Genomic DNA, 25,427 nt, shown 5'->3' with positions numbered 1-25,427 from the left:
CCATGGAACATTATATAAGCCTGTTTGTTCGTGCTGTTTTTATTGAGAATATGGCGCTCGCGTTTTTCTTAGGGATGTGTACATTCCTCGCTGTATCTAAAAACGTAAAAACGGCATTTGGATTAGGTATCGCTGTTACTGTTGTTCTAGGTCTTTCTGTACCACTGAATAACTTGGTTTACAACTATGTGTTACGTGATAATGCATTAATGGAAGGTGTCGATTTAAGTTTCTTAAACTTTATCACTTTCATTGGTGTGATAGCCGCACTGGTACAAATCCTAGAGATGATTTTAGACCGTTATTTCCCTGCGCTGTATAACGCATTAGGGATCTTCTTGCCTCTTATTACCGTTAACTGCGCCATTTTCGGTGGTGTGTCATTTATGGCACAACGTGACTATAACTTTAGTGAATCTATTGTTTATGGTTTCGGCTCTGGAATTGGTTGGATGTTAGCCATCGTATTGTTGGCTTCTATCCGTGAGAAAATGAAGTACGCGGATGTACCGGCAGGTATGAAAGGATTAGGCGTTACTTTTGTCACCACAGGGTTGATGGCATTAGGTTTCATGTCCTTCTCTGGTGTTCAGCTATAAAGGGTGAGAAGAACTCATGGATATAATTATTCTAGGTGTCGTGATGTTTACCCTGATTGTATTGGTATTAACAGCGTTGATTTTGTTCGCAAAATCAAAACTGGTCAATACAGGGGATATTTCAGTTGAGGTCAATGGAGACCCAGACAAAAGCTTTAATGCACCAGCAGGTGATAAATTACTAAACGTATTATCAAACGAAGGTATTTTTATTTCATCGGCTTGTGGTGGCGGTGGCTCTTGTGGCCAGTGTCGCGTTAAAGTGCTTGAGGGGGGCGGTGATATTCTGCCGACAGAACTTTCGCATATTAACAAGCGTGAAGCTAAAGAGGGTTGTCGTTTAGCCTGTCAGGTCAACGTAAAAAACAACCTTAAGTTAGAATTACCAGAAGAAATCTTCGGTGTTAAAAAATGGGAATGTGAAGTTATCTCAAACGATAACAAAGCAACTTTCATTAAAGAATTAGTATTAAAAATTCCTGAAGGTGAAGTTGTACCTTTCCGTGCAGGTGGATTTATTCAGATCGAATGTCCACCTCACACCGTGCGTTATGAAGATTTTGATGTGCCAGAAGAGTATCGTGAAGACTGGGATAAATTTAACTTATTCCGCTACGTTTCTGATGTAAAAGAAACCACAGTACGTGCTTACTCAATGGCAAACTATCCTGAAGAGCATGGCATCATCATGTTAAACGTGCGTATTGCAACACCACCACCACGTAATCCTGATGTACCACCAGGTATAATGTCATCATACATTTGGTCATTAAAGCCAGGTGATAAAGTGACAATTTCAGGGCCATTTGGTGAATTCTTCGCTAAAGAAACTGATGCAGAGATGATCTTCATTGGTGGTGGTGCAGGTATGGCACCAATGCGCTCACACATTTTTGATCAGTTAAAACGCTTACATTCTAAACGTAAAATTAGCTTCTGGTATGGTGCTCGTTCTGTGCGTGAAATGTTCTACACTGAAGACTTCGATATGCTTGCAAAAGAAAACGAAAACTTCACATGGAATGTCGCACTTTCAGATGCTTTACCTGAAGATAACTGGACGGGATATACTGGATTTATTCACAATGTGTTGTTTGAGAATTACCTCAAAAATCATCCAGCACCAGAAGATTGTGAATTCTATATGTGTGGACCGCCAGTAATGAACGCTGCTGTTATTAAAATGCTCAAAGATTTAGGCGTTGAAGATGAAAACATTATGCTGGATGACTTTGGCGGTTGATCCTAACCTCCCATAAAGCATAAATGAATGAAATGACAAGCGCCCACTTATGTGGGCGCTCATGATCAGAAGAGAGAGTTATGTTAAAAAGAAAGATGATAAATTGGATAGTGATGCTGTCTGCTTTAGTTCTATTGTCTGCATGTGGTGAAAAACAGCAGGTATTAGAAGGCGAAACAATGGGAACTTATTACTCGATTAAATATGTCCCCGATAGTAATTCACCTCCACAAAACGTCTTACAAACAGAGATCGATCGTATTCTTGAAGAAGTTAACGATCAAATGTCAACATATCGTCCTCATTCTGAATTGAGTCGTTTCAATCAAAGTCGTGAAATTAATACACCATTCCCTGTTTCGCCTGCGACTGCTAAAGTAGTGAGTGAAGCCATTCGTATTAATAAAATTACGAACGGTGCTTTAGATGTAACCGTTGGGCCGTTAGTAAATTTATGGGGATTTGGACCAGAAGGTCGATTTACTCACCAACCTTCTGAAGATGAATTAGCAAAGCGTAAACAGTGGATTGGTATTGATTACCTCGCTGTTGAAGGAAATATGCTGATCAAGAAGATCCCTGAGCTTTATGTCGATCTCTCTTCTATTGCTAAAGGCTATGGTGTCGATGCTGTCGCTGAGTATTTAATATCACAGAATATCACTAATTATATGGTTGATATTGGTGGTGAAGTAAGAACACAAGGCGTAAATGGCAATGACAAGCTTTGGCGTATAGCGATTGAGAAACCAGCTAATGATGGTACAAAACAGAGTGTTCAGTTAATTATTGAACCGGGTGATAATTCAATTGCAACCTCTGGTGATTATCGTAACTACTTTGAAGAAAACGGTGTCCGTTATTCTCATACTATTGACCCAACTACAGGTCATCCTATTAAACATAACCTTGTTTCTATTACTGTGATTGTCCCCACTTGCATGAGTGCTGATGGCCTTTCTACAGGATTGAATGTTTTAGGACCTGAAAAGGGGTTAGAAGTAGCAAATGAACTAAATATTCCTGTCTTTATGATAGTGAAAACTGAAAATGGGTTTGAAGAGCGCTATAGTAAAGCGTTCGCCCCGTTCTTGAAAAAATAGAATTTAAGGAGAGAAGGTTATGTTAAAAATATTTCTTTTTGCCTTCATCTTATTCTTGATTGCCTTCTTTGGAATGGCGTTAGGATATATTGTAAAGCGTAAAAGCCTTCAAGGTAGTTGCGGTGGTTTAGGGGCTATGGGTATAGAAAAAGAGTGTGATTGTCCTGAACCTTGTGATGCACGTAAAAAACGTATGGCAAAAGAGTCCGCACGAGAAGAGTTACTGAAAAAGAATCGAATTATTTAATAATAAAAATATATTTAGATAAAAAAAGAGTGATGGGCTTTAATTACCATCACTCTTTTTTATTCATTCTAAAAATATAAGTATTCTAAAAAAAGTTTTTAATAGAATAGAAGTAGGATAATAAAAAGTGAACTCTTGCGTTAAAGGTTCACTTCCATGGATAAGGGTTTTGCCCCTCCCATTCTAAAACTTCTTTTTTGGCTTCTTCATAGGAATAGTCATAATGTTCTTGAAGTTTACCAATGAGTTGCTCTCGTGTACCTTCGATAATATCAAGTTCATCATGGGTGATCTTCCCCCATTTTTCTTTTACTTTTCCTTTGAATAAATTCCAATCACCAGAAATTTTATTGTTTAACATTTTATTCCTCCTTACTTATTTCTATCGGATAACACTATTAAGTGTAGAAGAGAATAAAGTGAATATAAAAGTGAAAGCTTAAATAGAGTTATTTACTCTTTTCTAAATTCTTTCATTTTAGCTGGAGAGTCAACCATGACGGCATCAGCACCTAATTCGGTAGCTTGAATATAATCTTTTTCGGTGTTGATACCAAAAAGAACAATATGGGCATTGCCACCAGCACGAAAACATGACATAGCATCCTTATCCCAACTAAGAACAGAAGCTGATCGCGCCTCACCTAAAGTATATTTTTCAACAACTTCTACTTTTCTATGTAATTCAAGCCCATACCAACGAGTAATATCTAGGTTTTCAGGCAATAAGCAAACGTGACTCATAGTAATATTGGCGAGGATATCGCGAGTAATATCACGACTTTCAAAACGCTCTACATTAGTCGGGAGTGCTTCAAGAAAGGCAGTGTTAGTGGAATAAACACGGGTTCTATCAAGTGCATTATGCTTACTGAGAACTGTAGCTAATGCTTCACCTTGAATAACGGGATCAGCATCAGGTGATTTTAAATCAAGATAAAATTGAGTAGTGGGAAATTGAGTTAAAATTTCATCTAAGGTAGGAATAGTGATCCCTTTATTTCGATAAGGATATTGCTGTGCTTCTCCGAATTTATAGCCAGCATCCCATTGTTTAAGTTGCTGTGCTGTAAATTCAGAAATAGTGCCTTGTCCATTTGTTAAGCTTTTTAAGTCACTAGGACGGTAAAGTACAGGAATGTTATCTTTTGATAATTGAATAGTGATCCAAATTGCATCAGCTTGATTAGAGAGTGCTGTTTTTATAGCAATTTCAGTATTTTCTGGGGCATCAGCTGTGCCACCACGATGTGCGATAATTTTAGGAGATGCCATAAGAATTACAGAATAAAAAAAGAGAGAAATAGCAATAAATAATTTGATCATGAAAAATTATTTCCTTGTTTTATATGTAGTTACAAAACAATGTTTAAAGTAAATGTAATTAATCAACAAGCAAAAATAATCTAACATCACTTTGTGACAATTCTATAAATAAACAGACTAATTCAGATTTTTATGAGAAATACACCTCGTTAGAGGGAGTCAAGAGTGAATAAAAATTGTAGTTAATATGTATTTACTGTATATTTAAACAGTTAATAGATGAGGTAATTGTATGCGTAAAATTATTCATGTTGATATGGATTGTTTTTATGCTGCGATTGAGATGCGTGATAATCCAGCACTAAAAGAGATCCCAATTGCGGTTGGTGGAAATGCCTCTAGCCGAGGTGTTGTCTGTACTGCAAATTATCCTGCACGTCGTTTTGGTGTCCGTAGTGCTATGTCAACCGCGACAGCATTGAAGCTATGCCCTCATTTAAAAGTATTGCCTGGCAGAATGGCTCTGTATAAAGAAACTTCAACGAAGATCAGGCAGATATTTTCTCGATATACTCATCTTATTGAACCTCTTTCACTTGATGAAGCTTATCTTGATGTCTCTGAAAGCAAGCTTTGTCATGGCTCTGCAACGCTGATGGCTCAAGAAATACGCCAACAAATTTTTGATGAATTAAATCTCACTGCATCCGCAGGCATTGCACCAATTAAATTTCTGGCAAAAATTGCTTCTGATATTAATAAACCTAACGGACAATTTGTTATTACTCCTGAGCAAGTTGATGATTTTATTTTGAAATTACCGCTTAATAAAATACCAGGAGTAGGTAAGGTAACATTTGCTCGCTTGCAAGAAATGGGGTTAGAAACTTGTGCTGATATTCGTCGTACAGATGTTATTTCTTTGGTAAAAGCATTAGGAAAGTTTGGACAAAACCTTTGGGAACGTAGTCATGGTATTGATGAGCGAGAAATTAACCCCGATAGACTTAGAAAATCGGTAGGTGTTGAACGGACGTTTGCCCACAATATTAATTCATGGGATGACTGCTTAGTATTACTTGATGGGTTGTATCACGAATTAGAAAAAAGACTCACAAAGGTTAAACCCGATCTAAGGATCGCAAGGCAAGGCGTTAAGCTAAAATTTGATGATTTTCAGTTAACGACGCAAGAGCATACTCATCCTATTTTAGAAAAAGCCGATTTAATAGATATCGCTTATCAAGCATGGCATAAACGCCGAAATGGCCGAGGTGTACGATTAATCGGATTTCATGTCACTTTGCAAGATCCACAAATAGAACGACAACTTCTTTTAGCGCTATAAGAATTAAAAACCATAGCCGATCAATAGATTGGCTATGGCTAACGTAGTTAATTTATTCTATATGATCTTACCAGCGATAATTCATCGTTGCTGTCATTGTTCTACCTATTCCATAAAAGCATGCGGCATCACCAGCACAAGATGCAACATAATGTTTATTCGCAATATTATTCATATTTAATTGGATCTCAGCCCCTTTTAAAGAAGGTGATAATTCATCTAAAGAATAACCGATCATCGCATCATACAAGGTTACCGCAGGGACACTGATTGTATTTTTGGTATCACCTTGAGATACACCTACATATCTCACGCCAAAACCCGCTTTAGCCCCATTAAATAGCCCTGAGGTTTCATCATATTGACCCCAAAATGATGCCATATGCTTAGGAACTCTAGGTAACTCTTTTCCTTGCGTTCCTGAAATAATGGTTTTTTTGACCTCTGTATCGGTGTAAGCATAGCTACTGATCAATGAGATATTTTCAGTTAATTGGCTATTAATTTGTGCTTCAATACCACGGCTTCTAATTTCACCAACAGGCTCAAAATAGGCTTTTTCGGCATTATAGTTAGTAACATTACGTTGTTGTAACTGATAAATAGAGAGCGTTGCTAATGTTTGCTGATTTGGTGTGAGGTATTTAATACCCGCTTCTAATTGGCGTCCTTCACTTGGCTCAAATGGCGCACTACCCGGTGCTCTACGGGTTTGTAAATTAGGCTCAAAAGAGGTGCTGTAACTTATATAAGGTGAAACACCATTATCAAAAGCATATAAAAGACCAGCACGACCCGTTAGTTTATTATCATCTTGCTGATCATATGTGGTTGCTAAGAAGTCATGAGTTCGTACTTGCGCCCAGTCTTGGCGTAAACCTGCAAGTAATATCCAATTTTGCCATTGGATCTGATCTTGTAGATATAACCCGATTTGATCGCGTTTTTGCAACTGATCGGTTGCAGTTTTTTGTAAGCTCATATTAATCGGATAATTATAATTAGGATCACGCCAATCCAAGTCGTACTCTGAGCCCATAGCTCGGCGTAAATTATCTTGATCTTTACTCCATTGATAATCAATACCCACAATCACAGTATGATTAAGTTTTGCAGTAGTAAAATCAGATTGTAAACGTGTATCTATTCCTAAAGTATCCGTTTTACGTTGTTCTTGTTGAGCTCTACGTTCGAGCACATAAGGATTGTCTTTTCTTAATGAGCCGAAAACAAGGTATTTATATTTTTGATTAATATGACTATAACGAGCATTTTGTATTATTTTGAGTGAGTCACTAAATTCATGTTCAAATTCATAGCCTACGCCATATTGTTGACGCCACGATTGGTGATAATCAGGATTGTTTACATCGAAATCAAAAGGAATAGTGCCTTCAGGTGTTTTTTTCACCGTACCATAAGCGGGTAAAAAGTTACGATAACCCGCTTCAGGCTCTTGCTGAATAAAGCTTAATAACGTTAAACGTGTTTGTTCATTAGGTAAAAAAGTAATAGCGGGAGCGAGGGCAAAACGTTCTTCTTTATAGTTTTTTATTTGAGTGTGTTGTGTTTTGGCAATACCATTTAGGCGATAAAGAATACGATTGTCATCACTTAATGCACCTGAAAAGTCGAATGCAGTTTCTGCCAATTTATCATTTCCAGCTCGTACTTGAATGTGGCGAATAGACGTTGCAGTGGGTCTTTTACTTGTCATTGCAACAAGGCCACCCGGGTTTACTTGGCCATAAAGAACAGATGCAGGCCCCCTAACAACTTCAACGCGCTCTAATAACCATGGATCAAGTGCCCCTGTTGATGATGAAGCTCCCATACCATAGCTTAAACCATCTAAGAAACGAGGTGCATAACTGTATCCACGAATAAAAACCTCGTCATTACGATTAGAACTTCCTCGATATTCGGTGAAAACACCCGGTGTATAGCGCAATGCTTGTGAAACGGAACTGACATCTTGCGCATCCATCTGATCACGAGTAATAACCGTAATAGATTGTGGCGTTTTTTCAATTTCAGTTGGTGTTTTATTTGTTGATAGTGTTTTTGTGGCAATAAAACCTGAAACAGGAGATTGTGGATCTTGTGATGGTTCAGCGGTGACAATTATCTTTTCAGATGTATTTTGATTAACTGTCGCATGAATTTGAACAGAGAGTAAACTTAAAGGTAAGGCGAGAATAACGCTAGCAACACAATTTTTGTTAGACACAATAGAACCCTTTGAATTTTTATTTTTTAATTTGAAATGCGGAAGGCATGAAAATATCACTCAATAAATATTAATGCTAATGATAATGATTAGCATTCTGTAAATTGTATTTATTAAGATTATTTGTTTATTCCAAAATGGAATAAGACAGAGAGATATTTGTTTTATAAGGAATAAATTATGATGCTTAAGGGAAATAGAGTGTGTATGGAGAGATAAATTATTTCTTTATGATAGCGTTAATAACAAAAAAACCCGCCAATTAAGCGGGTTTCATTATGATATTTAAAGCGAGATTATTTAGCAGGGATCGCTTTTAAAATTGCTGTTAATAACTGCCAGTATTGACCAACACTTTTAACATGAACACGTTCATCTGGTGAGTGAGCACCACGGATTGTTGGTCCAATAGAAACCATATCCATATCTGGGTAAGGTTTTTTGAACAGGCCACACTCGAGACCTGCGTGGATTACCATGATATTTGGCACTTTATCAAACAGTTGTTGATAGGTATCACGAACTAAATGCATAACAGGAGAGTCTGTATCAGGTTTCCAGCCTGGGTAACCGCCTTTGGTTTCGATATCAGCGTTAGCTAGTTTTGCTAATGCAGTCAGCATGCTGACAACATAGGTTTTTCCGCTATCAATCAAAGAACGGATTAAGCAAAGGATTTCTACTTTATCGTCAACAATGCTAACAACACCGACGTTTAATGATGTTTCAACAACACCTTCAACGTCATCACTCATACGAATAACGCCATTTGGCATGGCATTAAGTAGGTTGATTAAGCGTTCTTGGCAGTCTGCCTTAAATACTTTCTTATCTGTTGTTGTATCAAGTAACTCGATTTTCAGATTTTTTTCAGCAATGGCTAATTCGCTTTTTAATAATGCTTCAAATTTCGCTTTTACTGTTTCTAGTTGGCTTACTTTATCTGCTGGAATTGCAAATACGATATTTGCTTCACGAGGAATAGCATTGCGCAGTGTACCACCATGGAAATCAATTAGTTTTAGTGATAATTCTTCTGCATGACCTGCTAAGAAACGTGCTAATAATTTATTTGCATTACCTAAACCTAAATGGATATCACCACCAGAGTGACCACCATTTAATCCTTTCAGTACCAGTTGCTTAACAACATGACCTGTAGGAATTGCTTCGTAAGATAGGTTTACAGTGGTTTTAACATCAATACCACCCGCACAACCCATGTAGATTTCACCTTCTTCTTCAGAGTCTGTGTTGATAAGAATATCAGCTTGTAACCAACCCGGTTGTAAACCAAAAGCACCGTCCATGCCTGTTTCTTCAGTCATGGTTAATAGAACTTCTAATGGGCCATGTTTTACGGTGTCATCAGCCAAAACTGCTAATGCAGACGCCATACCAACACCGTTATCAGCACCTAATGTTGTGCCTTTAGCTTTGATCCATTCACCGTCAACATAAGGTTGGATAGGATCTTTAGTGAAGTCGTGAACCGTGTCGTTATTTTTTTGTGGCACCATATCTAAGTGTGCTTGTAAAACAACTGTTTTACGATCTTCCATGCCTTTAGTTGCAGGCTTGCGAATTAAAATATTACCAACCGCATCGCGCTCAGCAAAAAGACCTTTTTCACTTGCCCATGAAAGAATGTGAGAAGCTAAAGCTTCTTCATGATGTGATGGATGTGGAATCGAACAAATTTTTGCGAAAATATCCCATAGTGGTTGTGGGGATAGAGTAGATAGTTCAGACACGATGGGTCTCCTCTAACAGCATCTGTGTTATTAATAGCCTACCGCTTTTTTAAGGGTTAGCTTTATTATTCTGAGCGTTATACGCCAATATAATTGAGAATATCACTTTCTTCTGGTGAATGCGTCATTCTATTCACATCTCTATCTAAGAAATTAGATCTCTATTTGTATTCATTTTTTATATGGTTCATTTTTTAATCATAAAAAGAAAATACAGAAAAAAATGAGGATAATCTCATCTCTTTGCATGTTTTCTCTGGTTTTTAGGCGCTCAAATCACTATAATCTCGCGCAACCTTTTTTTCCGCAAAAAAGCTTCTCTCGCATTCAAGTAGCTAGGATCACAATATTATGAGCGAAAAATATGTTGTAACGTGGGATATGTTGCAAATACATGCCCGTCAATTGGCGCAACGTTTACTACCAGTCGAACAATGGACAGGCATTATTGCTGTCAGCCGTGGGGGATTAGTTCCCGCTGCATTACTTGCTCGTGAATTAGGTATCCGTCATGTGGATACAGTCTGCATTTCTAGCTATGACCATGATCATCAGCGCGACCTCAAAATCTTAAAAAAAGCAGAAGGTGATGGTGAAGGCTTTATCGTTGTTGACGATTTAGTTGATACCGGTGGTACAGCTAAAGTTATCCGTGATATGTATCCAAAAGCCCACTTTGTGACTATTTTCGCAAAACCAGAAGGGCGCCCATTAGTGGATGATTTCGTGGTTGATATTCCACAAAATACTTGGATTGAACAGCCTTGGGATATGGGGGTTGCCTTTATTCCGCCAGTTTGCGATCAAAAATAATTTAATAACGTTTATTTGGCTGTTTTAATTAAGATCCTCGCCTTGGCGGGGATTTTTGTTTTTATGTTTTTATTATTCCTTTGTATTATATCTTCGTGCGAACACTCGTCGTGATACACAGTTCATATTGATTTCATGCTATGATAAAGCCAGATTTTTTGGCCCCTTTTATTCGATATCGACTGATTTGAAGAGTGATATGGCAAATAATACAAACCTTTCTGAAACTCTATTTAAACCTAGAGCAAAACACGCTGAAACCTCAACACTAATTCAGTACACTCATCCAAAATCGAATATTAATACGTATACTGTGCTTAATGGTGCAAGCCAGCAAAATTGGTATCGTACTATTCAGCGTTTGCTTTGGATTTGGCGTGGTATTTCACCTATCGAAATTGAAGAAGTTTTGAGCCGAATTGCTGTACATGATGCACCTCGTAGTGATGATAAATTTATTGATACTGTTGTGGGGTATCGCAAAGGTGGCTGGTCATATGAATGGTCACATCAAGCTATGATTTGGCAACAAAAAGCATTGCGAAAAGAGTCAGGAGATGCTGCCGCTGATTGTTGGTTGCGGGCTGCTCATCTGTATAGTATTGCTGCGTATCCTTTTATTAATGGTGATTTTTTAGCAGATCAGGCCGTTACTTTGTCGATGAAAGCATTTGAGAATGCGACAAAATTTTCCTCTTTTGAGGTGAAAAAACTCACATTTAAATTAGAAGGGAAGGGAACTACAACTGGTTTTCTGCATTTACCTAAAGATTGTAGAGGCCCATATCCCACAGTATTATTCTGCGGTGGGTTAGATGGTCTTCAAAGCGATTATGTCAGTTTCTTTAGGGATTATTTATCACCGAAAGGCATTGCAATGTTAACGCTAGATATGCCTTCAATCGGTTATTCGATAAAGCAAAAATTGACTGAAGATACCTGTCAGTTACAAGGCGAAGTTCTCAAGCAACTTTCTGAAGTACCTTGGGTTGATCATACTCGTGTGGGCGTAATGGGCTTTCGTTTTGGGGGAAATATTGCTGTACGTTTAGCTTATATCTACCCTAAATTAATTAAAGGTGTTGTTGCTTTAGGACCTTTAATTCATACATTCTTCACGCAATCTGAGCTACAGAAAAAAATTCCTGTGATGTATCTTGATGTATTAGCGAGTCGTTTAGGTTTATGGAATATTGATGAAAATAATCTTCGGCTGTCATTAAGCAGTTATTCACTGAAAAACCAAGGGCTGATTGGACGACGAATTCCAGTACCTATGATGGGTGTTTACTGGAAAGGTGATGAAATGAGCCCTAAAGAAGATTCTCAGTTAATAGCTCGTTCTTCTATGGATGGCGATATCTTAGCAATCAATGAAAAACCACTTTATGAAGGTTTAGAGCTCGCTTTACAAAAAAGTGCTGATTGGATCTATGACAAATTAATATAATTAATCATGAACAATAACTTGCTAATTATATTAGATTATATAACAGTAGAGTTTCTAAGGAGACTGAATTTATGACTTCATCTTTGAACCCTACCCGAGGTAAGTTATTAAAACGTTTTGCTCAAATCGGTCCTTATATCCGAGAGCAACAATGCCAAGAGAACCAGTTCTTTTTTGACTGTTTAGCTGTTTGTGTAAATAAGAAAGTCGTACCAGAAAAACGTGAGTTTTGGGGCTGGTGGATGGAATTAGAGCGCAACAATGAACAGCTCATTTATCATTATCAAATTGGGCTATTCGATAAAAATGGTGATTGGATACATCAGAATATAAGTAAAAATGATGTTACTGAATCAATCAATGAAACACTGATCCGTTTTCATCAATTTCTTAAAACGGCAGCGAGTGAATTAGATATGACACTTATGCCAGATGAAAAAATGAACAAATTTCCACTTCCCATCCAGCCCTAATTTTGTGTTAGGGCAACTTTTCATAGATTTTGCGTTATGTCGGTTGGCATAACGCTTCTCTCCTGATAAAACTGTGTATTATCTTTTTAAATAATCAACAAGAATGGTAAATGTTATGAGTAGCAGCCAAACACTGGTTGTTAAATTAGGGACAAGTGTACTTACTGGTGGTTCACGACGTCTGGATCAGTCTCATATTGTTGAACTGGTTCGCCAATGCGCTAAACAACACGAAAAAGGTCACCGGATTATTATTGTTACTTCTGGTGCAATTGCAGCAGGGCGTGAATATTTGAATTATCCTGATTTACCCGCAACTATTGCTTCTAAGCAGTTACTTGCCGCGGTAGGCCAAAGCGCATTAATTCAAGTATGGAAACAATTATTTGCCATCTATGGTATTCATATTGGTCAGATGTTGTTAACACGAGCTGATATTGAAGATAGAGAACGCTTCTTAAATGCGCGTGATACATTACATGCATTATTAGATAATCGCATTATTCCCGTTATTAATGAAAACGATGCCGTTGCAACCGCAGAAATTAAAGTGGGTGATAACGATAATCTGTCTGCATTAGCCGCTATTTTAGGAAGTGCAGACAAGCTGTTATTGCTGACAGATATTGAAGGACTGTATACAGCTGATCCTCGTAGTAATCCTGAAGCAAAACTCATCCCAGAAGTATTTGATATCAATGATGAATTACGCGAAATGGCGGGTGATAGCGTATCTGGCTTGGGTACGGGTGGCATGGCAACAAAGTTACAAGCAGCTACTGTTGCTGGGCGCGCAGGTATTGATGTTGTCATTGCAGCCGGTGTACAACCTGAAGTTATTGCTAAAGTTATCAATAATGAACCTGTAGGAACGTTATTCCACGGATTAGAAAGCCCACTCGAAGCACGTAAAAGATGGATTTTTGGTGCGCCAATTGCGGGGGTCATTATTGTTGATGAAGGGGCTGAAAAAGCAATTAAAGAAAAAGGTAGCTCCCTTTTACCAAAAGGCATTAAAGAGATAAAAGGCGATTTCTCTCGTGGATGTGTTATTCGCATTCAGAGTTTACAGGGTAAAGATCTTGCTCATGGTGTTGCCCATTATAATAGTGATGCACTGCGTTTAATTGCGGGACACCATTCACAAGAAATTAGTCAAATTTTAGGTTACGAGTATGGTAGTGTTGCTGTGCACCGTGACGATATGATTGTTAGCTAAGGAGCCTTCGATGTTAGAACAAATGGGTAAATCAGCAAGAGAAGCGTCTTGGCATTTAGCTCAATTATCGACAGAGCAAAAAAATCAGGCATTACTGGTTATGGCTGATTTATTAGAGCAACAAGAAGCTTCAATTCTTGCCGCCAACGAAAAAGATATGCAAGCAGCTCGTGAAGCCAATATTAATGCCGCGATGCTTGATCGTTTATTGCTGACTTCTGAACGTTTAAAAGCTATTGCTGATGATGTTCGACAAGTATGTCGCTTAGAAGATCCTGTGGGGCAAGTTATTGATGGCCGTATGTTAGACAGCGGTTTACGTTTAGAACGTCGCCGTGTACCGTTAGGTGTTGTTGGCGTTATTTATGAAGCTCGCCCTAATGTCACCATTGATGTTGCTTCATTATGTTTAAAAACCGGTAATGCAGCCATTCTTCGTGGCGGGAAAGAGACACATCATACCAATCAAGCCGTGGTTACCGTTATTCAACAAGCTTTAGAAAAATGTGGTATTCCTGCGGGAGCAATTCAGGCGATTGATAAACCTGATCGTGAGTTAGTCGCTAAAATGCTAAAAATGGATGAGTATATTGATATGCTTATTCCTCGCGGCGGAGCTGGATTACATAAATTATGCCGTGAACAATCAACGATCCCTGTTATCACTGGTGGGATTGGTGTTTGCCATACATTTGTTGATGAAAGTGCCGATTTAGAAAAAGCATTAACCGTTATCGTTAATGCCAAAGTACAACGGCCAAGTGCATGTAATTCGTTAGAAACACTTTTAGTGCATGAAGAAATTGCAGATATATTTTTACCACAGCTAAGTAATGCTATGGCTGCTCAAAAGGTCACTTTACACTCAAGTGAAACAGCATTAGCTGGACTGAAAAAAGGTGGAGCAACTGTTGTTGATGTAAAAGACGCAGATTATTGTGATGAATGGTTATCACTTGATCTAAATGTAGAAGTGGTGGGTGGCTTAACCGAGGCTATTAGTCATATTCGCCGCTATGGTACAGCGCATTCGGATGCTATTTTAACGCAATCTATTTCTAATGCTGATCGTTTTGTTCGTCAAGTTGATTCTGCCGCAGTGTATGTCAATGCAAGTACACGCTTTACAGATGGCGGGCAATTCGGCTTAGGGGCGGAAGTTGCTGTTAGTACGCAGAAATTACACGCCAGAGGCCCAATGGGATTAGATGCCTTAACGACTTATAAATGGATTGGTTACGGTGATAATACAATTCGTCGCTAATTATTGAGAATATTAAATAAGCCATACTTTTCTAAAGTGTGGCTTTATTTTTTTGTTACATCAGGTATGATGTTTCATACTTTACAGTATGTAAATTTTTAATTACACCCTAATGGGAACACACTATGGAGATAGTGCATTTTATGGAAAGTACAATTTACCTTATCGGACCTCGAGGTGCAGGGAAAACAACAGTAGGTAAAGCGCTTTCTCTCTCTTTAAATTATAGATTTATTGATACGGATTATTGGATAACCCAAAAATATCAACAAACTATATCCTCTATGGTGGAAGAGAAGGGTTGGGATTTCTTTCGTCAAATTGAATCAGACGCTCTTATTCAAGTAAGTCAACCTAATCAAGTTATTTCAACTGGTGGCGGTATGGTTTTGGCAGATAAAAATCGTGCTTATATGAAAACCTCAGGTGTTACAATTTATTTACAGGCCTCACTTGAAACATTAGTTGAACGTTTATCCCAAGATCCTAATGAAGCACAAAGACCTAGTTTGACAGGTAAAACATTAGTTTCAGAAATGCATGATGTTTTAATTAAGCGTGAACCTTTATACATGCAATGTGCAGATATTATTGTTGATGCGGGGTTATCTATTAATGAAATAATTGCGGTAATTCTCGCAAAACTTGCTAAATAATTAGGAAGTCGTCTGATATAAAGGGCAAAACAGAGGTCATCTATTTTATTTTCATCACATCCTATTTATAGTAAGACTAATTATAGCAAAATGAGATATGGATATGATGTTAATAGCGTTTTTTAAAACACTATTTAAATTCTTATTTAGAATAAGAATTGAAGGACTTGTTAATCAGTTTTCTCAATATGAAAAATGTATAATTACACCGAATCATACTTCTTTTATTGACGGTATATTATTACGTTTATTCCTACCTATTAATCCTGTGTTTGCTGTTTATACCTCAGTGGCTTCTGCAAAAACGACAAGATGGTTAGGTCGTTATGCTGATATTGTGCCTTTAGATCCCGCAAATCCAATGGCAGTGCGCCAATTAGTAAAAGAAGTCGATAAAGGTCGCCCTGTGGTGATTTTTCCTGAAGGAAGGATCACAGTAACAAATGGATTAATGAAAATTTATGAAGGGGCTGCTTTTATTGCAGCTAAATCAGGCGCTAAAGTTGTTCCTGTTAGGATTGAAGGTGCTGAATTTAGCTACTTTTCACGAGTACGCAAAAGTCTGCGAGTGAAGTCTCATTTCTTTCCTAAAATCACAATCAAAGTACTTCCAGCCGTTGACTTACCGATGCCAAAAGCAGAAAAATCAGCTGAGCGTCGTCGATTAGCAGGGGAAGCCATGCGTGATATCATGATGAATGCCATCATGGATACACGTCCTAAACTTACACTCTATGAGGCATTTTTACAGGCAATGTCGCAATATGGTCGATTTAGCCCGTTAATTTCAGATATCAATCTAAAAGAAGATTCTTACCAAGGATTACTGAAAAAAACATTAGGGATCAGCCGACTCATTGAACGATACACAGAGCCTAATGAACGTATTGGTTTGTTACTTCCAAATACAACAGTAACAGCGGCTGCATTATTAGGTGCAACAATGCGTCAACGTGTTGTTGCTATGCTTAACTATACTGCGGGTAGCTTAGGTGTACAAAATGCGATGAAAGCAGCTTCAATCAAAACCATTTTTACATCACGGCAATTTTTAGAAAAAGGGAATTTATTACATATTCCTGAACAAACCCCTGAAGCGAATTGGATTTACCTTGAAGATCTCAAAGATAGTGTAACGAGTGAAGATAAACGCTGGATATTTAAACATCTTATTACGCCACATAAAGCGATGTTACCGCAAAAATCGACTGATGCTGCGGTTATTCTATTTACGTCAGGATCTGAAGGTACACCTAAAGGTGTTGTTCATAGTCATTCAAGTTTACTGGCTAATGTAGATCAAATTCGCGCTATTGCTGACTTTTCACCTAAAGATAAATTTATGTCAGCATTACCGTTATTCCATGCATTTGGCCTAACTGCTTGTCTATTAACACCGATTTGCTTGGGCGCTCGTGTTTTTCTTTATCCAAGCCCATTACACTATCGCGTTGTGCCTGAATTAACGTATGACCAAAATTGTACCGTGTTATTTGGTACATCAACCTTTTTAGGTAATTATGGAAAGTTTGCTCATCCTTACGATTTTGCCAGAGTTAGGTATGTGGTTGCTGGTGCTGAAAAACTATCAGAATCAACCCGTATTTTATGGCAAGAAAAGTTCGGTATCCGCATTTTAGAAGGTTATGGTGTTACCGAATGCGCACCGGTTGTGTCAATCAACGTACCTATGAGCGCTAAAATACATACTGTAGGCCGTTTATTACCGGGTATGGAAGGCCGACTTATCCCAATGAATGGGATCACAGAAGGAGGACGATTACAATTACGTGGCCCAAATGTGATGATGGGGTATTTACGTGTTGGATCACCAGAAAAACTAGAAGTCCCTGTAGCTACAAACGCAGACGGTATTGATGAAGAAGGTTGGTATGACACGGGGGATATTGTTGCTATCGATAGCGAAGGTTTTTGCACTATTAAAGGGCGTGTAAAACGTTTTGCTAAAATTGCTGGTGAGATGGTCTCTCTTGAAGGTGTCGAGCAACTTGCACGTAAAGCATCCACTGGCGAGCATGCCGTTGTGACGATTAGTGATAAACGCAGAGGTGAATCATTGGTGCTGTTTACAACAGATAACCAATTGGATCGTAGCGCGTTATCAACACTAGCTAAAGCAGAAGGTGTTGCTGAAATAGCTGTACCGAAGGATATTCGTTTTATCAAAGAAATTCCTGTTCTTGGGAGTGGGAAAACGGATTTTGTCTCATTGAAAAAACTAGCTGAACAGGAAAATAACTAATGTCAGAGAATATTAGCCAGCCTCCGTTAATGAGTCGGGGAATGAAAGCAGTATTGTTATCACAATTTCTTTCTGCTTTTGCTGATAACGCATTACTTTTTGCCATTTTAGCTCAGTTTAAATCGGCTCTTTATCCTGAATGGAGCCAACCTGTTTTACAAATGGTCTTTGTGCTGGCTTTTATTCTCTTAGCGCCTTTTGTTGGGCAAGTTGCTGATCGTAACCCTAAAGGTAGGGTTATGCTCAGTGGTAATATCTTAAAATTCGTGGGTGCATTTCTTATTTGTGTTGGCTCTGATCCATTCTTAGGTTACGCCTTAGTTGGGATTGGTGCGGCAGTTTATTCACCAGCTAAATATGGTATTTTAGGTGAATTAACCGATGGTGAACGCTTAGTAAAAGCAAATGGTTTAATGGAAGCATCAACCATAGCCGCTATTTTATTAGGATCAGTGATTGGTGGTTTACTCTCTGATTGGAGTATTGTTTTTGCATTAGGTGTCTGTGCAGCAATGTATGCTTTTGCAGTTCTTGTTAACTTTGGCATACCTAAATTATCAGCTGCTCAAATAGGTCGTGGTTGGAACATAAAAAAAATGTTCGCTCAATTCCTTGAGGCAACACGTACTTTATGGGCAGATAAAGAAAGTCGCTTTTCTTTAGTGGGAACAAGTATGTTTTGGGGCGCGGGGGTGACTTTGCGTTTTCTGCTTGTTCAATGGGTACCTATTGCATTGGGCATGACTGACAACACCACTCCAACTATATTAAATGCAATGGTAGCTATTGGTATTGTTGTAGGGGCTGGATTAGCCGCTAAATTTGTGACACTGAAAACAGTACGTCGCTGTATGCCAGCAGGCATTTTAATTGGTCTTGGGGTAGTTTATTTTTCATTGCAAACTTCAATTATTCCATCCTATTTAATCCTTATCGTTATTGGTGTTTTTGGTGGCTTCTTTGTGGTGCCATTAAATGCGCTATTACAAGATAAAGGAAAACACAGTGTGGGAGCGGGTAATGCTATCGCAGTACAAAACTTAGGTGAAAATACAGCGATGCTATTAATGTTAGGCTTGTTCTCACTAGTCACTAGTATTGGTATTTCTGTTGTTGCCATCGGAATTGGTTTTGGTGCCATTTTTGCACTCGCAATTGGTGGGTTATGGTTATGGGATTGCACCAGAAAGAAATCTTAAACAGTAGAATTTAGAATAGAGGTTAAATGAACCTTAATGATAAATTACGATGAAATGACTCACCTAAGTATTGAGGTGGGTAAAGCGTTAATTGAAAAGAAGAGCACGATAACAACGGCAGAATCTTGCACTGGTGGATGGATTGCAAAAATCATCACGGATATTGCAGGAAGTTCTGATTATTATCACCGTGGCTTTGTGACCTACAGTAACGAAGCAAAGCATGAAATGATAGGCGTTGATGAACAAACCTTGATTAAATACGGCGCTGTTAGTGAAGAGGTCGTTCTTCAGATGGCGAAAGGTGCACTTAGCGCCGCAAATGCAGATTTTGCTGTTTCAGTCAGTGGTATTGCAGGGCCTGGTGGTGGCAGTAAAGAAAAACCAGTGGGTTTAGTTTGGTTTGGCTTTGCTGTTAAAACAACAACCGGTGTTCAGGTAACTGCAAAACACTGTATTTTCAGTGGCTCACGAGAGCAAGTAAGAGCAGAATCTGTTATTTTTTCTTTAAAATCAATACTTAGAGAAATTATAAATAATTAACTTGATACTGTATGATTATACAGTATAATGAATTTCAACAAGCAAAATCATACACGTTTTAATGGTAGTGACCCATCCTTATGCTTCACTGCCCAGAGGGAGATAACATGGCTATTGATGAAAACAAACAAAAAGCATTGGCCGCAGCACTTGGTCAAATTGAAAAGCAATTTGGTAAAGGGTCTATCATGCGTCTGGGCGAAGATCGTTCCATGAACGTTGAAACCATCTCTACAGGTTCTTTATCATTAGACGTTGCTTTAGGTGCTGGTGGTTTACCACGTGGTCGTATTGTTGAAATCTATGGCCCAGAATCTTCAGGTAAAACAACTTTAACACTACAAGTTATCGCTTCAGCTCAACGTGAAGGTAAGATCTGTGCTTTTATCGATGCTGAACACGCATTAGATCCAATTTATGCAAAAAAATTAGGCGTAGATATTGATAATCTGCTGTGTTCTCAGCCAGATACCGGTGAGCAAGCCTTAGAAATTTGTGATGCATTATCTCGCTCTGGTGCTGTTGATGTTATCGTTGTTGACTCAGTGGCTGCGTTAACGCCAAAAGCTGAAATTGAAGGTGAAATTGGCGATTCACACGTAGGTCTTGCTGCTCGTATGATGAGCCAAGCTATGCGTAAATTAGCGGGTAACTTGAAAAACTCCAATACATTACTTATTTTCATAAACCAAATTCGTATGAAAATTGGTGTTATGTTTGGTAATCCTGAAACCACAACTGGTGGTAATGCACTTAAGTTCTACGCATCTGTTCGTTTAGATATTCGCCGCATCGGTTCTGTTAAAAACGGTGATGAAGTTGTGGGTAGTGAAACTCGCGTTAAAGTCGTAAAAAACAAGATTGCAGCGCCATTTAAACAAGCCGAATTCCAAATAATGTATGGCGAAGGTATTAATACTTTTGGCGAGCTTATCGATTTAGGTGTTAAACATAAATTGGTAGAAAAAGCTGGTGCATGGTACAGCTACAATGGTGAGAAGATTGGTCAAGGTAAAGCCAATGCAACAACTTACCTAAAAGAGCATCCAGAAATGTACGATGATTTAAATACGAAACTACGTGAAATGTTATTAAACCACGCAGGTGAGTTTACAAGTGCAGCTGATTTCACGAATGAAGGTGATGCAACTGATCTCGGAGAGGCAGAAGAATAATCTCTCTTAGCTTGTGATAAAACAACTAATTGATTCCATGTTTAGGGAAATTACTATCATTGTTATGATAAATGGCTAGTCAATTAATGTGATTTAACTCACTTAAAAAAAGGAAGCTCTAAAAAGCTTCCTTTTTGTTATATGCAGTACTATTTATCCAATTTAGGGTTCATGTCGGGTTTATTCTATTATCTATCCATTAAAAGTAGCCTTTAATACTATTTTATTTGATATAACGATATTTTTTACTAACTAATTTTTATAGTTGTATGAAAGTTTATATAGTGAAATTTTGATGATATATTCTCATAAATTACCAATCTAAATAAGACTCATTACGAGTATCTTGTTGAGCTAGATAGTAAATAATTGACAAATAGAGATAAATATCTTCAAGATATTTGAATCTAATTAAGATAGTATTTAAGAGATTATTTAGTGATAAGATAGGTTTTATACTGAGAAATACTTTTATTTTAGCTAGTTATCGTGAGTTTATTGTTCGTGTTAAGTGATAATACTTATGTATTTATTATTGATTGTTATAAGAAAAAGAAATTATTTAAGAAAAAACACGTATAGTATGTGATGAGATAGAAAACCAACAATAACAAATAGTTTTTAATAATTACAAAATGAAAATACTTTAAACTACTTACATTTCTTAGAATAATCTCTCTTAAATAGAGAAAAGCCCCATTCTCAGTTAACAAACCCACTTTCAGAAAAAAACTAGACGATTTACAATGTCAACACGAATAAGTTTATCGGGGGTTTTACTTCTGACTGAAGAAATTCTATCTTATCCCTACTTATGTATTCGTTGGCTAAGTAGAGGTAATAAAAAACCTCCTCTAACTAGATTTCTAATTTCTGTTTTTCCAGCTTGATTTCGGGATAATTATGAGCAAAAGCACCGCTGAGATCCGTCAGGCGTTTCTCGACTTTTTTCATACTAAAGGACATCAAATAGTACCTAGCAGTTCTTTGGTTCCAAATAACGATCCAACATTGCTGTTTACAAACGCAGGGATGAACCAATTCAAAGATGTATTTCTTGGATTGGACAATAGACCTTATTCCCGAGCGACAACTGCACAACGCTGTGTGCGTGCAGGTGGTAAACATAATGATTTAGAAAATGTGGGTTATACAGCTCGTCACCATACCTTTTTTGAAATGCTAGGTAATTTCAGTTTTGGTGACTATTTCAAACATGACGCAATCAATTTTGCTTGGGAATTATTAACCAGCAAAGAGTGGTTTAACTTACCTAAAGAAAGACTTTGGGTAACGGTATATGCCACAGATGATGAAGCTTATGATATTTGGAATAAAGAAATTGGTATTCCTGCCGAAAGAATAATCCGCATTGGTGATAATAAAGGTGCACCATTTGCATCAGATAACTTTTGGCAAATGGGTGACACAGGCCCTTGTGGACCTTGTACCGAAATATTTTATGATCATGGTGACCACATTTGGGGCGGACCTCCAGGATCACCAGAAGAAGACGGCGATCGCTATATTGAGATCTGGAATATCGTTTTCATGCAATTTAATCGTCAATCAGATGGCACTATGGATCCACTGCCGAAACCATCTGTTGATACGGGAATGGGGTTAGAGCGTATTACCGCTGTTTTACAACATGTAAACTCTAACTATGACATTGATTTATTCCGTTCTTTAATTAAATCTGTTGCACAAGTGACTAATGCAACGGATTTAGAAAATAAATCATTACGCGTTATTGCAGACCATATTCGTTCTTGTTCATTCCTTATTTGCGATGGCGTGATCCCTTCTAATGAAGGTCGTGGCTATGTTCTGCGCCGAATTATTCGTCGTGCAGTACGTCATGGTTATATGCTTGGCGCCAAAGATACCTTCTTCTATAAGTTAGTCGCTCCATTAATTGAAGTGATGGCTGAAGCGGGGGAAGAATTAAAACGCCAACAAGCTATCGTTGAAAAAGTATTAAAAACGGAAGAAGAGCAGTTTGCTCGTACATTAGAACGTGGCCTCCAGCTATTAGATGAAGAGCTTGCTCAATTAACAGATGACGTTCTTCCGGGTGAAACCGCTTTCCGCCTTTATGATACATATGGTTTCCCTCTCGATTTAACTGCTGATGTTTGTCGTGAAAGAAATATCAAAGTTGATGAAAAAGGCTTTGAAGTCGCGATGGAAGAGCAACGTAAACGTGCTCGTGAATCCAGCGGTTTCGGTACTGACTATAATAGCCTTATTAAAGTTGATAGCCGCAGTGATTTCTCTGGTTATGAGCATAACGAACAGCAGGGCACAATTACTGCTATTTTCCACAATGGACAATCAGTCACCGAATTAAAAGCGGGCGAAGAAGGGATTATCTTCTTAAATAAAACGGCATTTTATGCCGAGTCCGGTGGCCAAGTTGGCGATAAAGGTGTTCTGACTGGCAAAGATAGTCAGTTTGAAGTCACAGATACGCAAAAATACGGTAAAGCGATTGGCCATATTGGTAAAGTTAACGTAGGGTCATTTATTGTTAACCATAAAATCAATGCTAACATTGATATTGCTCGCCGTGATGCCATTCGTTTAAATCACTCTGCGACTCACTTATTACATGCTGCATTACGCCAAGTTCTGGGAACGCATGTTACGCAAAAAGGTTCTTTGGTTAACGATAAATATCTGCGTTTTGACTTCTCTCATTTTGAAGCAGTTAAACCAGAACAGTTGCGAGAAATCGAAGACATTGTAAATGCACAAATCCGTCTTAACTCACCAATAGTCACTGAGTTAATGGATCTTGAAGACGCTAAAGAGAAAGGTGCTATGGCACTGTTTGGTGAAAAATACGATGAACGTGTCCGTGTTTTAACCATGGGTGATTTCTCTACTGAGCTTTGCGGTGGTACTCACGCTTCTAGAACAGGTGATATCGGTTTGTTCCGTATTATCAGTGAGTCAGGCACTGCTGCTGGTATTCGTCGTATTGAGGCAATTACAGGTATTACAGCAATTGAGAGTGTTCATGAGCAATCAGACCTTATCTCTCTTGTTGCACAAGTTCTAAAAAGTGATGGTACAAACTTGGTTGAAAGAATTAAGACAGTCCAAGAAAAATACCGCTTATTAGAAAAAGAACTCCAACAACTAAAAGATCAGCAAGCTGCCCAAGAAAGTTCTTCTTTAGGTGGACAAGCTAAAAACGTGAAAGGTATCAAACTTTTAGTTCGTGAGCTTAATGGTGTTGAGCCAAAAATGTTAAGAACTATGGTTGACGATTTAAAAAATCAATTGGGTTCAGCAATTATTGTGCTTTCTACTATTTCTGATGGTAAAGTGAGCTTAATTGTTGGGGTCACTAAAGATTTGACTGCTAAAGTTAAAGCAGGTGAGTTAATTAGTTTTGTAGCACAGCAAATCGGTGGTAAAGGTGGTGGTCGCCCTGATATGGCTCAAGCTGGTGGTACTGATATTGATGCTTTACCTGCGGCTTTGGCAAGTGTTGACGAGTGGGTTGAATCGCATCTGTAAGCGATAATAACCTGAAAAAAGGCGTTATTCCTGATTTATAGGGATAACGCCTTATAGAGATATTGATGATCCGTTAAATAATCAGTCACTAAATTTATATTTTGTTATGAAGTATGAGTTACTTGTGATAAATAATGATTATACGAATTGACAATGTATGATGGATAATGGCCGGGAAATTCTAGAGACCCGACTCTTGTAAATTTTCAAGGAGCAAAGAATGCTTATTCTAACTCGTCGAGTTGGTGAAACGCTTATGATAGGCGATGATGTAACCGTAACCGTTTTAGGGGTTAAAGGTAATCAGGTACGGATTGGCGTAAATGCACCCAAAGAAGTATCTGTCCATCGTGAAGAGATCTATCAACGAATTCAGGCCGAGAAAACTCAGCCTACCGATAACTACTAAACAAATTCCCATTTTTAGTTAGTTACAATTCATTCGTAAGCGTCCACACTTTTGCCGGGTCTGGGCGCTTTTCTCTTTCTAAGACTTTTTATTCCCTTTTTGGTTCCTATCTTCACTCTCCTTGAGTTGCATTTATTATTACACTATCCGTTTATTCTGATTGACAGAATTGAAACTCTTTTTACCTCTAATCATTCGCTTCACAATTATTTGTTTTGAGAATAAATATATTTGCTATGGGAATAAAATACTTGAATGATTTTTCATCAGAGATATCATTGTGTTTAGGACTTTTTTAGCCAATCTTGCTGATAAACGCATCAGTTTGTTTGTGAAGTGTCCAAACAAACGTATATTCGTAAAAAGTTGAGAAAAATTGTTTGACTTCTTAGGCTGAGAAAGTAATATGTGCGCCACACAGAGACGAGATGTTCAGTAAGAACTTCTTCGAGTGGTTCTAAATATGGTGAGATGGCCGAGAGGCTGAAGGCGCTCCCCTGCTAAGGGAGTATGCGGTCAAAAGCTGCATCGAGGGTTCGAATCCCTCTCTCACCGCCATTTAGATTGCATCCTTAGCTCAGCTGGATAGAGTACTCGGCTACGAACCGAGCGGTCGGAGGTTCGAATCCTCCAGGATGCACC

At 38.1% G+C, this 25,427-nt stretch carries 21 protein-coding genes and 2 tRNA genes; 19 read left to right on the top strand and 4 right to left on the bottom strand.

The window, feature by feature from the left end; all coding sequences use genetic code 11:
• The first annotated feature begins 2 nt into the window (after window positions 1–2).
• The 4 genes from nqrE to nqrM all read left to right on the top strand — a co-directional run bounded on the left by nqrE (window position 3) and on the right by nqrM (window position 3,192).
• Window positions 3–599 (top strand): NADH:ubiquinone reductase (Na(+)-transporting) subunit E, encoded by a 597-nt coding sequence (nqrE, locus tag ABN217_RS14400; protein ID WP_006534792.1) that lies wholly within the window; start codon window positions 3–5, stop codon window positions 597–599.
• Between the two features lie 16 nt (window positions 600–615).
• Entirely contained in the window at window positions 616–1,842 is a 1,227-nt protein-coding gene (gene nqrF, locus ABN217_RS14395) for an NADH:ubiquinone reductase (Na(+)-transporting) subunit F (protein ID WP_072070898.1), read from the top strand.
• 80 nt (window positions 1,843–1,922) lie between these two features.
• Window positions 1,923–2,945 carry an FAD:protein FMN transferase gene (locus ABN217_RS14390; protein ID WP_072070897.1) on the top strand — a complete coding sequence of 341 codons (1,023 nt, stop codon included), beginning with the start codon at window positions 1,923–1,925 and terminating at the stop codon, window positions 2,943–2,945.
• A 19-nt stretch (window positions 2,946–2,964) separates the two neighbouring features.
• Window positions 2,965–3,192 carry a (Na+)-NQR maturation NqrM gene (gene nqrM / locus ABN217_RS14385; RefSeq protein WP_197269465.1) on the top strand — a complete coding sequence of 76 codons (228 nt, stop codon included), beginning with the start codon at window positions 2,965–2,967 and terminating at the stop codon, window positions 3,190–3,192.
• Between the two features lie 148 nt (window positions 3,193–3,340).
• On the opposite strand, the gene ABN217_RS14380 is transcribed toward nqrM, so the two are convergent.
• Both ABN217_RS14380 and ABN217_RS14375 read right to left on the bottom strand, forming a co-directional pair.
• Window positions 3,341–3,553, bottom strand: coding sequence for a CsbD family protein (locus ABN217_RS14380; protein ID WP_072070896.1), 213 nt, complete (start codon window positions 3,551–3,553; stop codon window positions 3,341–3,343).
• Between the two features lie 92 nt (window positions 3,554–3,645).
• A complete protein-coding gene (locus ABN217_RS14375; protein WP_196553669.1) occupies window positions 3,646–4,518 on the bottom strand; it encodes a glycerophosphodiester phosphodiesterase family protein in 873 nt (290 codons plus the stop codon).
• Between the two features lie 232 nt (window positions 4,519–4,750).
• On the opposite strand from ABN217_RS14375, the gene dinB reads away from it, so the two are divergent.
• On the top strand, window positions 4,751–5,806 hold the full coding sequence (dinB, locus tag ABN217_RS14370; RefSeq protein WP_349459547.1) for a DNA polymerase IV: 1,056 nt from the start codon (window positions 4,751–4,753) through the stop codon (window positions 5,804–5,806).
• A 67-nt stretch (window positions 5,807–5,873) separates the two neighbouring features.
• Here dinB and ABN217_RS14365 read toward each other — a convergent pair whose 3' ends face one another.
• Both ABN217_RS14365 and pepD read right to left on the bottom strand, forming a co-directional pair.
• Window positions 5,874–8,036 (bottom strand): TonB-dependent siderophore receptor, encoded by a 2,163-nt coding sequence (locus ABN217_RS14365; protein WP_349459546.1) that lies wholly within the window; start codon window positions 8,034–8,036, stop codon window positions 5,874–5,876.
• Window positions 8,037–8,332: 296 nt separating this feature from the next.
• The gene (gene pepD / locus ABN217_RS14360) at window positions 8,333–9,790 is read right to left on the bottom strand and encodes a beta-Ala-His dipeptidase (protein ID WP_349459545.1); all 1,458 of its coding nucleotides are present in this window, start codon (window positions 9,788–9,790) and stop codon (window positions 8,333–8,335) included.
• Between the two features lie 351 nt (window positions 9,791–10,141).
• Here pepD and gpt point away from each other — a divergent pair, with 351 nt between their 5' ends.
• The 14 genes from gpt to ABN217_RS14290 all read left to right on the top strand — a co-directional run bounded on the left by gpt (window position 10,142) and on the right by ABN217_RS14290 (window position 25,425).
• Window positions 10,142–10,603, top strand: a complete 462-nt coding sequence (gene gpt, locus ABN217_RS14355) for a xanthine phosphoribosyltransferase (RefSeq protein WP_023580994.1) — start codon at window positions 10,142–10,144, stop codon at window positions 10,601–10,603.
• A gap of 199 nt (window positions 10,604–10,802) precedes the next feature.
• Window positions 10,803–12,053 (top strand): esterase FrsA, encoded by a 1,251-nt coding sequence (gene frsA / locus ABN217_RS14350; protein WP_164526010.1) that lies wholly within the window; start codon window positions 10,803–10,805, stop codon window positions 12,051–12,053.
• Window positions 12,054–12,124: 71 nt separating this feature from the next.
• Window positions 12,125–12,526: a sigma factor-binding protein Crl gene (crl, locus tag ABN217_RS14345; protein ID WP_109409457.1), complete on the top strand. Its 402-nt coding sequence runs from the start codon at window positions 12,125–12,127 to the stop codon at window positions 12,524–12,526.
• Window positions 12,527–12,641: 115 nt separating this feature from the next.
• Window positions 12,642–13,745, top strand: coding sequence for a glutamate 5-kinase (gene proB / locus ABN217_RS14340; RefSeq protein WP_072070889.1), 1,104 nt, complete (start codon window positions 12,642–12,644; stop codon window positions 13,743–13,745).
• Between the two features lie 10 nt (window positions 13,746–13,755).
• A complete protein-coding gene (locus tag ABN217_RS14335) occupies window positions 13,756–15,009 on the top strand; it encodes a glutamate-5-semialdehyde dehydrogenase (RefSeq protein WP_197269461.1) in 1,254 nt (417 codons plus the stop codon).
• Between the two features lie 143 nt (window positions 15,010–15,152).
• A complete protein-coding gene (aroL, locus tag ABN217_RS14330) occupies window positions 15,153–15,665 on the top strand; it encodes a shikimate kinase AroL (protein ID WP_072070887.1) in 513 nt (170 codons plus the stop codon).
• Window positions 15,666–15,768: 103 nt separating this feature from the next.
• Window positions 15,769–17,928 (top strand): bifunctional acyl-ACP--phospholipid O-acyltransferase/long-chain-fatty-acid--ACP ligase, encoded by a 2,160-nt coding sequence (aas, locus tag ABN217_RS14325; RefSeq protein WP_196553675.1) that lies wholly within the window; start codon window positions 15,769–15,771, stop codon window positions 17,926–17,928.
• Window positions 17,928–19,127 carry a lysophospholipid transporter LplT gene (lplT, locus tag ABN217_RS14320; protein ID WP_115350338.1) on the top strand — a complete coding sequence of 400 codons (1,200 nt, stop codon included), beginning with the start codon at window positions 17,928–17,930 and terminating at the stop codon, window positions 19,125–19,127. The genes aas and lplT overlap by 1 nt, the downstream gene beginning before the upstream one ends.
• Window positions 19,128–19,163: 36 nt before the next feature.
• Window positions 19,164–19,670, top strand: coding sequence for a nicotinamide-nucleotide amidase (gene pncC, locus ABN217_RS14315; protein WP_115350337.1), 507 nt, complete (start codon window positions 19,164–19,166; stop codon window positions 19,668–19,670).
• 107 nt (window positions 19,671–19,777) lie between these two features.
• Window positions 19,778–20,845, top strand: coding sequence for a recombinase RecA (recA, locus tag ABN217_RS14310; RefSeq protein ID WP_072070885.1), 1,068 nt, complete (start codon window positions 19,778–19,780; stop codon window positions 20,843–20,845).
• A gap of 903 nt (window positions 20,846–21,748) precedes the next feature.
• Window positions 21,749–24,376, top strand: coding sequence for an alanine--tRNA ligase (gene alaS, locus ABN217_RS14305; RefSeq protein WP_072070884.1), 2,628 nt, complete (start codon window positions 21,749–21,751; stop codon window positions 24,374–24,376).
• Between the two features lie 220 nt (window positions 24,377–24,596).
• Entirely contained in the window at window positions 24,597–24,785 is a 189-nt protein-coding gene (csrA, locus tag ABN217_RS14300; RefSeq protein ID WP_004244778.1) for a carbon storage regulator CsrA, read from the top strand.
• Window positions 24,786–25,250: 465 nt separating this feature from the next.
• Window positions 25,251–25,343 (top strand) — tRNA-Ser (locus ABN217_RS14295).
• Window positions 25,344–25,351: 8 nt separating this feature from the next.
• Window positions 25,352–25,425: transfer RNA gene (locus ABN217_RS14290), tRNA-Arg, on the top strand.
• Window positions 25,426–25,427: the final 2 nt, after the last annotated feature.

Source organism: Proteus sp. fly-1067, assembly GCF_040139345.1.
Taxonomy (GTDB): Bacteria; Pseudomonadota; Gammaproteobacteria; order Enterobacterales; family Enterobacteriaceae; genus Proteus; species Proteus vulgaris_B.
Note: the sequence above shows the minus strand (reverse complement) of the source record. Positions and strands in the feature narration are given on the sequence as shown.

What these genes read in the sequence shown, in the direction of transcription:
- nqrE (WP_006534792.1), top strand. Translation starts at nt 3, where the DNA reads ATGGAACATTATATAAGCCTGTTTGTTCGTGCTGTTTTTATTGAGAAT.
- nqrF (WP_072070898.1), top strand. Translation starts at nt 616, where the DNA reads ATGGATATAATTATTCTAGGTGTCGTGATGTTTACCCTGATTGTATTG.
- ABN217_RS14390 (WP_072070897.1), top strand. Translation starts at nt 1,923, where the DNA reads ATGTTAAAAAGAAAGATGATAAATTGGATAGTGATGCTGTCTGCTTTA.
- nqrM (WP_197269465.1), top strand. Translation starts at nt 2,965, where the DNA reads ATGTTAAAAATATTTCTTTTTGCCTTCATCTTATTCTTGATTGCCTTC.
- ABN217_RS14380 (WP_072070896.1), bottom strand. Translation starts at nt 3,553, where the DNA reads ATGTTAAACAATAAAATTTCTGGTGATTGGAATTTATTCAAAGGAAAA.
- ABN217_RS14375 (WP_196553669.1), bottom strand. Translation starts at nt 4,518, where the DNA reads ATGATCAAATTATTTATTGCTATTTCTCTCTTTTTTTATTCTGTAATT.
- dinB (WP_349459547.1), top strand. Translation starts at nt 4,751, where the DNA reads ATGCGTAAAATTATTCATGTTGATATGGATTGTTTTTATGCTGCGATT.
- gpt (WP_023580994.1), top strand. Translation starts at nt 10,142, where the DNA reads ATGAGCGAAAAATATGTTGTAACGTGGGATATGTTGCAAATACATGCC.
- frsA (WP_164526010.1), top strand. Translation starts at nt 10,803, where the DNA reads ATGGCAAATAATACAAACCTTTCTGAAACTCTATTTAAACCTAGAGCA.
- crl (WP_109409457.1), top strand. Translation starts at nt 12,125, where the DNA reads ATGACTTCATCTTTGAACCCTACCCGAGGTAAGTTATTAAAACGTTTT.
- proB (WP_072070889.1), top strand. Translation starts at nt 12,642, where the DNA reads ATGAGTAGCAGCCAAACACTGGTTGTTAAATTAGGGACAAGTGTACTT.
- ABN217_RS14335 (WP_197269461.1), top strand. Translation starts at nt 13,756, where the DNA reads ATGTTAGAACAAATGGGTAAATCAGCAAGAGAAGCGTCTTGGCATTTA.
- aroL (WP_072070887.1), top strand. Translation starts at nt 15,153, where the DNA reads ATGGAAAGTACAATTTACCTTATCGGACCTCGAGGTGCAGGGAAAACA.
- aas (WP_196553675.1), top strand. Translation starts at nt 15,769, where the DNA reads ATGATGTTAATAGCGTTTTTTAAAACACTATTTAAATTCTTATTTAGA.
- lplT (WP_115350338.1), top strand. Translation starts at nt 17,928, where the DNA reads ATGTCAGAGAATATTAGCCAGCCTCCGTTAATGAGTCGGGGAATGAAA.
- pncC (WP_115350337.1), top strand. Translation starts at nt 19,164, where the DNA reads ATGATAAATTACGATGAAATGACTCACCTAAGTATTGAGGTGGGTAAA.
- recA (WP_072070885.1), top strand. Translation starts at nt 19,778, where the DNA reads ATGGCTATTGATGAAAACAAACAAAAAGCATTGGCCGCAGCACTTGGT.
- alaS (WP_072070884.1), top strand. Translation starts at nt 21,749, where the DNA reads ATGAGCAAAAGCACCGCTGAGATCCGTCAGGCGTTTCTCGACTTTTTT.
- csrA (WP_004244778.1), top strand. Translation starts at nt 24,597, where the DNA reads ATGCTTATTCTAACTCGTCGAGTTGGTGAAACGCTTATGATAGGCGAT.